Source organism: Calothrix rhizosoleniae SC01, assembly GCF_900185595.1.
GTDB classification, from domain to species: Bacteria; Cyanobacteriota; Cyanobacteriia; order Cyanobacteriales; family Nostocaceae; genus Calothrix_A; species Calothrix_A rhizosoleniae.
The window spans coordinates 1-10,664 of the sequence record NZ_FYBH01000122.1; the positions used below are offsets into that span (position 1 = coordinate 1).

Below are 10,664 nucleotides of genomic sequence, written 5' to 3' on the forward strand. Positions count from 1 at the left end.
GTAGTACCCTACGTACCAAAATCACAGATGCGGAAATTCTCAAAAAAAGTCTCCGAGACTTGGGGATCTCCGTGAAAACGTATGCAGATGTTCGTGGTGATAATGGTCAGAGAGTTCGCGCTGATGTTGTTGCAGTTCTTGAAGGCGAATATGACATCGGTTTTTCTCAAAATTCCGATGGTTCTTATGATTTAATTGCTTGCTTGTGGGGCATTGCAAGGAAGCACAATCAGACGGAACTAATCAACTCTATCTTTCAGAAGTATAGTATTAATAAATCATTAGCAGAAATCAAGCAGCGTGGTGTTATTAAAAAGATGAAATGCCCTAGATGTGGTTCTACTCAAATTGGCAAATATAGCTACTTTCAGGGAAAACAAAACTACAAATGTCAGAACTGTGGAACTCAATTTAAAGATGTTTAATCAACACTAAATTTGCAGTAAACCAAAAAGTTTTTTCCAAAGAGCCATTACACCAAGCCATATTACCGGATGATGTGTCACGCTTCGCGGTAGCACACGCTACACTGTAAAAAAGAGCAAATACTCTAGTAAAATCAAGATTTACGCCATCAACCCAACATCAACCAGCGTGAAAACAGATACGATCTTCTACCGCCTATTCCAAAGCTTCCCCAGCATCTTCTTTGAACTAATCAACCAACCCCCAGAAACCGCCAACACCTACCAATTTTCCTCCGTCGAAGTTAAACAACTCGCTTTCCGTATCGATGGGGTATTTCTCCCCAAAAGTAATGCATCATCCCCCATCTACTTTGTAGAAGTCCAATTTCAAGCCGATAAAAAATTCTACTCTCGCCTATTTACGGAAATCTTTCTTTACCTTGATAAAACCCAACTTACCAACAATTGGCGCGGAGTGGTGGTTTATCCAAGCCGCAGTGTTGATGTAGGAGAAACAGAAAGGTATATAGAATTACTCACGTCTGGACGAATCACGCGCATATATTTAGATGAATTCGACTCCACAGCATCACAGTCAATTGGTATTGGGACTGTTAAATTAGTAATAGAGCCAGAATCGAGTGCTATTACAAAAGCTAGGGAGTTAATCAACCTCGCCAGACAACAAATAGCCTCGGAAATTACCCAACAGGAATTTCTCGAATTGATAGAAACGATTATTATCTATAAATTTCCCCAAAAAAGTCGAGAGGAGATTGAGCAAATGTTTGGATTTAGCGAGTTAAAGCAAACAAAAGTTTATCAAGAAGCCAAGCAGGAAGGTAAAGTGGAAGGCAAAGCAGAAGGAAAACTAGAAGGTAAATTGGAAGCAGTTTCTTTTATGTTGAATTTGGGTGCGACTGTAGAACAAATAGCTGAAGCATTAGGATTGGATGTTGAGTTAGTTCGATTGGTAGCTGCAAAAGCTAATGCTAACGAGGAAAAAAGGTTCTAATTGTTCGTAAATATCTAACTCAGCTAATTCCATTGAAATAAGTGTTGCAGAGCGGTTTTTTCTAATAACTCTGACAACCAGTTTTGAGTTTGGGGTGAAACTCTAAAAGCAATAATTATAATACATCCTTTTACTTGCCCGTAGCGCTATAACTACTGAAGCAGTTTTGCAATCTCGTCTTGTAACTGCTCCCGTTCCCAGGATGTAATAATAAACACCTCTTGCACGGTCTTTCCTAAGCGAGCAATCAGCTTAAACCCTCCCCTAATGGGGACAGATACCCGTAATTTTAAATGAGGACAATGACCTTTTACCCGTCCAATTTCCCCTGGTGTTACAGTGTGAATCCCCTCCAACTTACAGAGACGGTCTAAAATGGGTATTAAGCTGGGGATATGGGTAGAATGATTCCAGACCAGCCTACCATTTTTTTGGACATTTTTCTTACGAGTATCTGCACTAGGTTTAGTCATAGTTTTTACGCCGATTCCAGGGGAGCCATAGTTAAACCAGCTCGACGTAATTGTTGGTGATAAAGTTCTGCTGGCTCCTGTGGACCAACCCAGACAATCGCTTTGTCTTCATAGTGTACTTGATTGGTCAATTCCCAGGCGCGATCGCTTGTCATGCCTGGAATGTATTTCATCAAACACTCAGCAACATGTTGAAAGGTGTTAAAGTCATCATTCAACACAATCACTTTATAGTTGGGATAGGTTTTACGAATAACTTGATTCGTTTTTTCCGGAGTTACGGTTGGTGCCGCCGCCATGCCATAAACTGTGGCTGAAAGTCTAGTAACCATAAAACAATTAGCCAACAAAATTGCGTCAAGACTACAAATAATAAGTGTAGTTCATGGTTGGCAGAGTTGGGTAATTCGGAGCAAAAGAGTTAGGGAGTGAAGATACTAAAGTCTTTTGGTGGGGATAGGGAATGGGGAATAGTTTTACCTAATCTTATTGCCAGTTTTTTTGCACTACAGAAAATTAGAAATACTAAGGTTTCTAAGTCTTGGATCTCCATTCTCTTGCACTTTTTCTCGAACAATAGCCTGATAATCCTACAGACTCAGGTTTTTAAAGCTATTCAGCAAACCCCAATTAAGGAAATTTTTCCCAGGCTTGGGACATAACTTGACTCAGCCAATGTCGCTGCTGTCCATCTAATACACTGTCTTCCTGTAGTACCTGAGCCGTTAACTCTTCTAAGGATTGACCTTGGGAACGCACTATTTTAATCACCCCTGCGATCGCTGTTGCTACTAATTCTTCATCAATAGGTTGCTGCTGTAAAGCTAGTATTTCCTGGGGTTTGTCTGGAATGGGATAATTCATAATGCGTTTAGTGTGTGTTAAGGGCGAGGTGAAAGGAGTGGCAAATATGAGAGAATCTTAACGTTTCTTTACTGAAATTTCATTTAACTGATAGGGCGGAGTGTAGCTTACTTTCTTCATTTGTTAAATCTGTCTTAATAGGTATATTTATTGGATAATTGAGAAATTATGAAAGAATTACTTTATTTGGAAATTCCCACTGCGGATACAAAGGGTGTCCTGAGATGGGTGCAAGATGATTTTCAGCCAAAAATCTCAGACAAAAAACTTACGCCAGAGGGTATACGTCTGGAAGTAGGTCAATCTACAACTGCTGAACCAGCAATTACAGATCAGCTACCAAATGAACTTTCTATTTTTATTTGGTCAGTACAGCGTACCACCTATCTGAAGGTATTCCGATGGGGTGACACACCCTTTCCTGGGGAGAAAGAAATTCTCCAGCAACTGACTGGGAAAATTAGAAACCACTTCCCCCATCAATACCCAGAACCACCAGCCATTGATTTATGTCAAAAATCAATTTTTGAGGCATTAGCACCTTACTACCCATTAACAGTCAAATATTTTCAGCAAATGCCCAAGGGGGAATATGACTTACAAAGGGTGTACTGGTGGGAACAGCGATGGCGAGAAGGAGTCAGAAATCCCCAACAACCCAAACAGGTTATTTTTTATAATTCACAACCTCCAGTTAGCAATTCCCAAGGGGTATATGACCTAATTTACATTGGTGGAGCATTGGGAGCCATTCACGCTGCTGTCATGGCACAAATAGGCTATAAGGTGTTACTAATAGAGCGTTTGGCTTTTGGGCGGATGAACCGGGAATGGAATATTTCCCGCGCTGAAATTCAAAGTTTAATCAATCTGGGTTTATTCACTGCTGAGGAGGTAGAATCCATCATTGCCAGGGAATACAAAGATGGGTTTAATAAGTTTTTTGATGGCAATAATCCCCAACATTTGCGATCGCCTATTTTATCTACTCCTACGGTATTAAATATTGCCCTTGATTCAGAAAAATTACTGCAACTATGTGGACAAAAACTGCAAGCTGCAGGGGGAGAAATTTGGGATGAAATGGAGTTTATCAGGGCGGATATTGATTCCCAGCAAGTAGCAGTGACGGTTAAAAACATACCCAGTCAAACAGAAAAAATAACAAGTGGACGAGTCTTAGTAGATGCAATGGGAACTGCTTCCCCCATTGCTTGGCAATTAAATGGAAGTCGTGCTTTTGACAGCGTTTGCCCGACAGTGGGAGCAGTAATTGATGGTGGATTTGAGCCAGGGGTATGGGACTCCCAATATGGTGATGTACTCAACAGCCACGGTGACATTTCTCGAGGGCGACAGTTAATTTGGGAGTTATTTCCCGGTGGGGGTGAAGAACTAACAGTTTATTTATTTCACTATCACCAAATTAATCCTCAAAATCCTGGCTCCTTGTTGGAAATGTATGAAGACTTTTTTACCATTTTGCCAGAGTATCGGAGGTGCAATTTGGACAAATTGGTGTGGAAAAAGCCCACATTCGGCTATATACCAGGTCATTTTAGTGCAAATGGTCGCGATCGCACCGTGGCATTTGACCGTTTGGTAACAATTGGTGATGCAGCTTCTCTCCAATCTCCTTTGGTATTTACTGGCTTTGGTTCCCTGGTGCGTAATTTGGAACGGCTTACCACTCTGTTAAATACAGCTCTCAAGCATGATTTATTGAGTTTTGCCCATCTCAACCAAATTCGTGCCTTTCAAAGTAACATTGCCGTTACCTGGATGTTTTCAAAAGGGATGATGGTACCGACTGGGAAATTCTTACCACCCCAAAGAGTTAATGCCATGCTGAATAATTTCTTTGGCTTATTGGTGGATGAACCCTCGGAAATCACAGATAACTTTATTAAAGATAAATTTACTTGGTCAACTTTTAACCGTCTAGCACTGAAAGCAGCCTGGAACAATCCTGCTTTACTAGTTTGGATTTGGGAAATGGCTGGGACACAGGATATGCTGCGCTGGAGTCGTAATTATGTTAATTTCACTAGTCATGCTGCGGTAAGTGTTCTGTTAAATGGATGGTTCTCACAATTTCTCAAACGTATTCAGCCTTGGCTAGAACCACGTAATCCTGGTTTATGGTTGCGGTTGTTGGCAATTGACTATGCTGTGCGCGTTGATAAACCGAGTTAAGAGATGGAAGGAGTGAAGGAGTGATATCATGTCCGGTTAAATACTTATCATTAGGACTGCAACCCACATTCCGCAGGTTAAATTAACAAGCTTGGTATTTTTATAATCCAGTTATAACAATGCTTTCAGACATGAAGTAAATATGGTTGTATTTAGTGATACTCCCAAAGATAGCCCCACCGTGGATGAAAACCAGAGCAGTCGTTGACAATGGTATCAATAAACTATGATTTGGCGATTATCCCTCATCTTATAATTAGCGGTAAGCGAAGCTATGCCGTTAGGCTTATCGCTGTCACGCTTAATTGCCGAAAAGGCTTACCAGACAAGTATTTTAAAAATACCGAAAAGTTTTCCTCTACGTGCGGAATGTGGGCTGCAAGGGGGCAGGGGGCAGGGAGCAGGGGGAGATGAAGAGAAAAGAATAGAAATTAAAGAGGCTGGAACTACTCCCGACTCCCGACCCTCACCAAAAGACTTTTTTAGCAAGCCCTATCCTAATCATTCTCAATTTTCACTTTTTGCAATGTATTCAATAATTCCCAAGCTGTAAATGGTTTGGCTAAAAATGCTTGAACATTGGTACTAGCGGCTTTGGAAAGTACTTCATTAGATGCCAGTCCACTCATGACAACAATTCTTACTTGGGGATTGAGTTTTTGTAAGGTGCGAATAGTTGTCATACTGTCTAAATTCGGCATCATCAAATCAATTAATACGACTTTAATGTCGTGGTCGTGTTTGGCAAATAATGCGATCGCTTCAATCCCATCCCTCGCAATTAAAGCTTGGTAATTATAGGTTTCCAGGGAGGTTTTCGTAATTTCTAAAATAGATGTTTCATCATCAACAACTAAAATTAATTCTCCCGAACCGGCTGGTGGTTCCAACTCCAAAAATGTTTGCTTCCCTGTATCTTCTACTGCTGGTAAGTAAATTTTGAAGCATGTACCACTGCCAACTTCACTATATACATCTACAAAACCACCATGACTTTTAATAATTCCTAACACGGTTGACAATCCTAATCCTGTACCTTTGCCCAATTCTTTAGTAGTAAAAAAAGGTTCAAAAATTCGCTCTAAATTTTCAGTACTAATACCACATCCAGTATCAGAAATTGTCATTGCCACATAGGGGCCAACCCTAGCATCTAAATGCATTCTGGCATAATTTTCATCAATGAAGAAATTAGCAATGGCTAAGGTAATTGTACCTCCATCCGCCATCGCATCCCGAGCATTTAAACATAGGTTCATCAACACCTGATGTAATTGGGTGGCATCAGCAGAAACTGTCCATAAATCTTTGGTGGCAATATCCATACAAATTTCGATGGATTTAGGAAAGGTTTGTCTAACAACCCGCGCCACTTCCACCAATAAATGCCCTGCTTGTAAAGTAGTACGTTGAGTTTCTGCACCCCGAGCAAAGGAAAGAATTTGTTTGATTAAGTCGCTACCACGTTTGCAATTGTCTAGGACAATTTTCACCAATTCCTGAGTATTATCATCTAGTTCAGGTAGCTTTAGAGGTAATAATTGAGCCACTGCTAGAATAGGTGTGAGAATATTATTCAGGTCATGGGCAATGCCACTTGCCAGGGTGCCAATACTTTGCAACCTTTGGGTACGTAGAAATTGGGCTTCTAGTTGTTTTTTCTCAGTAATATCTGTAGCAACGGTCAAAATTGATTTGGGATTACCCTGTTCATCCCGAATGACCGTCCATCTGCCTTCCACAATAATTTGACGTTCATCTTTACGGTATTGATGCAATTCTCCATGCCATTCTCCATCCTCTAATACTGTCTTCAGAGCTGATTCTAGTTGTGGGAGACTGCTGTCATCGTATAAAAGGTAGTGAGCATTTTTACCTTGCATCTGGGCTTTTTCCCAACCATAAACCCTCTGCGCTCCTTGATTACAGAAGACAATCTCTCCGGCAAGACTCAGCACTAAAATGGCATCTGTAGTAATATCAATTAAAGCTGCTTGTTCTCGGGCTTGTTGTTCCGCTAGTTTGCGAGCAGTAATATCCGTCTCTGAACCTGCCATCCGCAATACATTACCCTGTTCATCCCAGAGAGCAATCCCTCTAGTAAAAATCCATTTATAGGTACCATCTTTACAAAGGGTACGATACTCAACGGCAAATAAAGGAGTTTTGCGAGCAAAATAATCTGCCACTGATTGCATAACCCAGTTGAACTCATCACCATGAACTCGTTGGGACCATTCATCTAAAGAGTTACCAATTTCATCCTCTGCAAATCCACGCATCTGCTTCCAACGACTGGAGAAAAATACTTCATTGGTTTGTACATTCCAGTCCCAAATACCATCATTACTGCCTTGGAGAACTAAATTCCAGCGTTTTTCCCTTTCCTGTAATGTTTGTTCTGCACGTTGGCGTAGTCGTATTTCCTGATATACATCCCTAATATCCCTGATCACCGATAGAAAGCCGATAACTGTGTTTTCTTCATTTTTGAGCACAGAAATTGAAGATTGTACGTGAATTTCTTCCCTATTGCATTGGCGATGGATGTTTTCTCCTTTCCAAGAACCATTATTCCTTAAAGAATTCATACAAGCCTGTTGCTCCTCTGGATGCAACCACAAGCATTCAAAGGCTGTTGACAATGGCTGACCGATAATTTCCGAGGCTTTAATATTGTATAGTCCCTCTGCCTTGGGATTCCAATAAGTTACCCGGTATTCTGTATCAGTGGCAATTATGGCATCATTTACCAGGGAGAGAATATTGGCTGGCAACTGCACATATGGCTCTGTTTTCTGAGGAGCGAGCGCTATATCTGATAATGCATAATTTTGACAAAGTTGATTGCTGGGTTCTATTGGTTTATCTAAATCATTTTTATCTGTTGCTAAATAATGCTTAATTCCCTGAGTTTGGACTGTATTTACAGAAGTATCAAGCATATTATTTTTTATCAATTCCGCTACATGTTGCAATTTCAACATCACTGCATGGTATGAATATAGAAAAAATTGTTCAATATTTATAGAAGTAATTCTGCTGCCATAATTTTCTTGTTGTTCAATAATTGATAAAGATGAAATATGATAGTTTCTTAACTTTAAAAAAACATTATTTATATTCCATTTATGCCGTGTGAATACATATTTATGAGTCAGAGACATCAATTGAAGTTTCAGTGCTTTTAAGTATTTAGTAGTTAAATTAACTAAATATATACCTGTTGAAAAATCGTTAGTATAAAGCTTTAACACAATTAATATGCGTCTAATAGAGAGGACTAGAAAAATATGAAGTTTATAGTTAATAATATATTGATCGATAAAATAAGAAATGGCATTAATTTTTAGAGTATTATTTTTAACAATAAATCCATCATCACTAATAATGTCAGCTATAGTTTTTGTGACAGGTTTATTCTTAGGTTGCATGGTCAAAACTCCTGTCTTCTCAGAATAATCATTATAAGCATTATTAGTACTAGCAACTTGCTAAAATGCCACTTCTCCGGAAAAAAAATAAAAGATATCTATTTTTGTCAAAAATAAGCTTAATTTTTGGCAAAATTAAATTATCTATAAAGTAATTATGAATTGTGAATCATGTGATGTAGAGAACACAGATAAAAATTATACTTGCAGGTTAGGATTGCTTCCTTCTTCTGACATATTACCAAAACAAATTTGATTGATAATCAGGGACTTGCAATCTTTAAAATATTCCCAAAATATCCTACATTAAGAGCGCAAGGTTTGCGCCCCAACAAATTTACTGTTGTATGTGGGATAATTGATTTTCTGCTGTTCCTTAATTTTATTAATACACCTTTGGGGGATAATTTATTGAGAATAGCTATAAAAATTCACTTGAATGACCAATCCTCAAACGGAATTTGATTCACCTTGGAAAGATATTTTACAACTGTATTTTGAAGAATTTATGTTCTTCTTTTTTCCTCAAGCCCACGGGGAAATTGATTGGAGACGACAACCGGAATTTTTAGATCAAGAGTTACAGCAAGTGATTCGAGATGGGGAGTTGGGAAAGCGACTGGTTGATAAGTTGGTAAAAATTTATCGCATTGGTGGGGAAGAATCTTGGATACTGGTGCATGTGGAGGTGCAAGCACAGCAGGAATCAGATTTTGCCCGGCGGATGTATAGTTATAATTATCGCATCTTTGATAGATACAATCGCTCGGTAGCATCAATCGCAGTGTTGGGAGATGAAGGTATTAATTGGCGACCAAGTCAGTTTGGTTATAATTTGTTTGGTTGTCGCGTGGATTTTCAGTTTCCCATTGTCAAGTTGTTAGACTATAGGCAAAGGCAAGGGGAGTTAGAGGAAAGTCGTAATCCTTTCGCAACTGTGGTAATGGCACATTTGGCGGCGTTAGCAACCCGTGATAATCGCACCCAGCGTAAACAACAAAAGTTAAATTTGGTCAAAAGGTTGTATGAGCAGGGTTTTGAGAGGGAACAAGTAATTAATTTGTTCAGATTTATTGATTGGATGTTGACTTTACCATCCCAATTAGAGAAGGATTTTTGGCAAGAGTTTCGTGAATATGAGGAGACTATTAGTATGCGTTATGTTACCAGTGTTGAGCGGATTGGGATTGAGCAAGGGATTGAGCAAGGTAAAAATCAACTCAGACAAGGGTTAATGAAAGGTATTTCTTTCGGATTAAGGCTCAAGTTTGGGGAGTCTGGACAAAGTTTGTTACCGGAGATTGAGTCTATTGGCGATGTTGATTTATTGTCTGCTGTTTTGGAGGCGATAGAAATTGTGGATACACCAGAGCAGTTACGGCAAATTTATCAACCTACAACGGAGTAGTTTGAACTAATATTTCCCCATCCAAGAACTCTTGTTGTACAATCGTCGGACAATAAAGATACCCTCACTTTTCCATCTGGATTGTTGGCGTTTAAGTGGGGTATCTGGTGATTTGCTTTAGGATTTTTTTTGTGTGGTGTGACTGCATGAAATTCAAGCTTTTTAAACTCTACTCTATCAGGTTTGTATGGCTGGTTTTAATCATAGCTTTGTTGTTGAGTAGTTTTATCTCTGTGAGGATTGCTATTACATTCCGTCAAGCACCAACACCCCAAGCTATTTTTGTGTTGGGGAGTTCTTCGGAAAGGATGGAATTTGCTGGTCGGTTTTGGCAGTCTCGTCAAAATCTAGATATTTGGGTTTCTGATTTTGACTCGAATTTGGATGGTAATCGCCGCATTTTTGAGCGGTTTGGTGTTCCCAATCAAAAGTTGCATTTGGATGGTCGGGCGAGTGATACTGTAACTAATTTTACGAGTTTGGTGGAAGATTTTAGCAGTGGGAAGTTACAGCATATTTATCTGATTACGTCAGATTATCATATGAGGAGGGCAAGGAGTATTGCAACTATTGTATTGGGTAATCGGGGGATTGTGATTACTCCTGTTGGGGTGGTGTCGAGGAATGGGAAGTCGGAATCTGTTGTTGCGGGTGTTGAGGGATTGTGGGCGTTCTGTGCTGTGGATTTTGACTGGGCGAACAGGTGCTAGTTTAAACCCACGTTTGAGATGATTTGATTAGTAACATAAAATAGTCTAAAACCCATAATTTATATGAGTCCTCATCTATATTCTCTCCATAATGCTCTGGAAGCCCGTGCCCGTCTGGGGGAGGGATCTATATGGGATTCTACTAATGATTTACTGT

At 39.6% G+C, this 10,664-nt stretch carries 9 protein-coding genes and 1 pseudogene; 6 read left to right on the forward strand and 4 right to left on the reverse strand.

Annotation, left to right across the window (positions count from 1 at the left end):
• The 3 genes and pseudogenes from CALSC_RS07015 to CALSC_RS07020 form a co-directional block, all read left to right on the forward strand.
• A pseudogene (locus tag CALSC_RS07015) lies at nucleotides 1–308 on the forward strand (DUF1257 domain-containing protein); the annotation flags it as partial.
• A 9-nt stretch (nucleotides 309–317) separates the two neighbouring features.
• Nucleotides 318–425: an IS1/IS1595 family N-terminal zinc-binding domain-containing protein gene (locus tag CALSC_RS28280; RefSeq protein WP_422614306.1), complete on the forward strand. Its 108-nt coding sequence runs from the start codon at nucleotides 318–320 to the stop codon at nucleotides 423–425.
• A gap of 169 nt (nucleotides 426–594) precedes the next feature.
• Complete coding sequence (locus CALSC_RS07020; RefSeq protein WP_088240667.1) at nucleotides 595–1,422, forward strand: Rpn family recombination-promoting nuclease/putative transposase; 828 nt, start codon at nucleotides 595–597, stop codon at nucleotides 1,420–1,422.
• 152 nt (nucleotides 1,423–1,574) lie between these two features.
• Here CALSC_RS07020 and CALSC_RS07025 read toward each other — a convergent pair whose 3' ends face one another.
• From CALSC_RS07025 to CALSC_RS07035, 3 genes are all read right to left on the reverse strand, one after another.
• Nucleotides 1,575–1,895, reverse strand: coding sequence for a DUF2103 domain-containing protein (locus CALSC_RS07025; RefSeq protein WP_088240668.1), 321 nt, complete (start codon nucleotides 1,893–1,895; stop codon nucleotides 1,575–1,577).
• Nucleotides 1,896–1,900: 5 nt separating this feature from the next.
• Entirely contained in the window at nucleotides 1,901–2,227 is a 327-nt protein-coding gene (gene clpS, locus CALSC_RS07030; protein ID WP_088240669.1) for an ATP-dependent Clp protease adapter ClpS, read from the reverse strand.
• 298 nt (nucleotides 2,228–2,525) lie between these two features.
• Nucleotides 2,526–2,759, reverse strand: coding sequence for a hypothetical protein (locus CALSC_RS07035; protein ID WP_088240670.1), 234 nt, complete (start codon nucleotides 2,757–2,759; stop codon nucleotides 2,526–2,528).
• Nucleotides 2,760–2,927: 168 nt separating this feature from the next.
• Here CALSC_RS07035 and CALSC_RS07040 point away from each other — a divergent pair, with 168 nt between their 5' ends.
• Nucleotides 2,928–4,955: an NAD(P)/FAD-dependent oxidoreductase gene (locus CALSC_RS07040; RefSeq protein WP_088240671.1), complete on the forward strand. Its 2,028-nt coding sequence runs from the start codon at nucleotides 2,928–2,930 to the stop codon at nucleotides 4,953–4,955.
• Nucleotides 4,956–5,452: 497 nt separating this feature from the next.
• Here the strand turns inward: CALSC_RS07040 and CALSC_RS07050 are convergent, their stop codons facing one another.
• Nucleotides 5,453–8,389, reverse strand: coding sequence for a PAS domain-containing hybrid sensor histidine kinase/response regulator (locus CALSC_RS07050; RefSeq protein ID WP_088240673.1), 2,937 nt, complete (start codon nucleotides 8,387–8,389; stop codon nucleotides 5,453–5,455).
• Between the two features lie 439 nt (nucleotides 8,390–8,828).
• Here CALSC_RS07050 and CALSC_RS07055 point away from each other — a divergent pair, with 439 nt between their 5' ends.
• Together CALSC_RS07055 and CALSC_RS07060 are read left to right on the forward strand one after the other, a co-directional pair.
• The gene (locus CALSC_RS07055; RefSeq protein WP_088240674.1) at nucleotides 8,829–9,797 is read left to right on the forward strand and encodes an RpnC/YadD family protein; all 969 of its coding nucleotides are present in this window, start codon (nucleotides 8,829–8,831) and stop codon (nucleotides 9,795–9,797) included.
• A 146-nt stretch (nucleotides 9,798–9,943) separates the two neighbouring features.
• Nucleotides 9,944–10,507: a YdcF family protein gene (locus tag CALSC_RS07060; RefSeq protein WP_235006714.1), complete on the forward strand. Its 564-nt coding sequence runs from the start codon at nucleotides 9,944–9,946 to the stop codon at nucleotides 10,505–10,507.
• The last annotated feature ends 157 nt before the right edge of the window (nucleotides 10,508–10,664 follow it).

What these genes read in the sequence shown, in the direction of transcription:
- CALSC_RS28280 (WP_422614306.1), top strand. Translation starts at nt 318, where the DNA reads ATGAAATGCCCTAGATGTGGTTCTACTCAAATTGGCAAATATAGCTAC.
- CALSC_RS07025 (WP_088240668.1), bottom strand. Translation starts at nt 1,895, where the DNA reads ATGACTAAACCTAGTGCAGATACTCGTAAGAAAAATGTCCAAAAAAAT.
- clpS (WP_088240669.1), bottom strand. Translation starts at nt 2,227, where the DNA reads ATGGTTACTAGACTTTCAGCCACAGTTTATGGCATGGCGGCGGCACCA.
- CALSC_RS07035 (WP_088240670.1), bottom strand. Translation starts at nt 2,759, where the DNA reads ATGAATTATCCCATTCCAGACAAACCCCAGGAAATACTAGCTTTACAG.
- CALSC_RS07040 (WP_088240671.1), top strand. Translation starts at nt 2,928, where the DNA reads ATGAAAGAATTACTTTATTTGGAAATTCCCACTGCGGATACAAAGGGT.
- CALSC_RS07050 (WP_088240673.1), bottom strand. Translation starts at nt 8,389, where the DNA reads ATGCAACCTAAGAATAAACCTGTCACAAAAACTATAGCTGACATTATT.
- CALSC_RS07055 (WP_088240674.1), top strand. Translation starts at nt 8,829, where the DNA reads ATGACCAATCCTCAAACGGAATTTGATTCACCTTGGAAAGATATTTTA.
- CALSC_RS07060 (WP_235006714.1), top strand. Translation starts at nt 9,944, where the DNA reads ATGAAATTCAAGCTTTTTAAACTCTACTCTATCAGGTTTGTATGGCTG.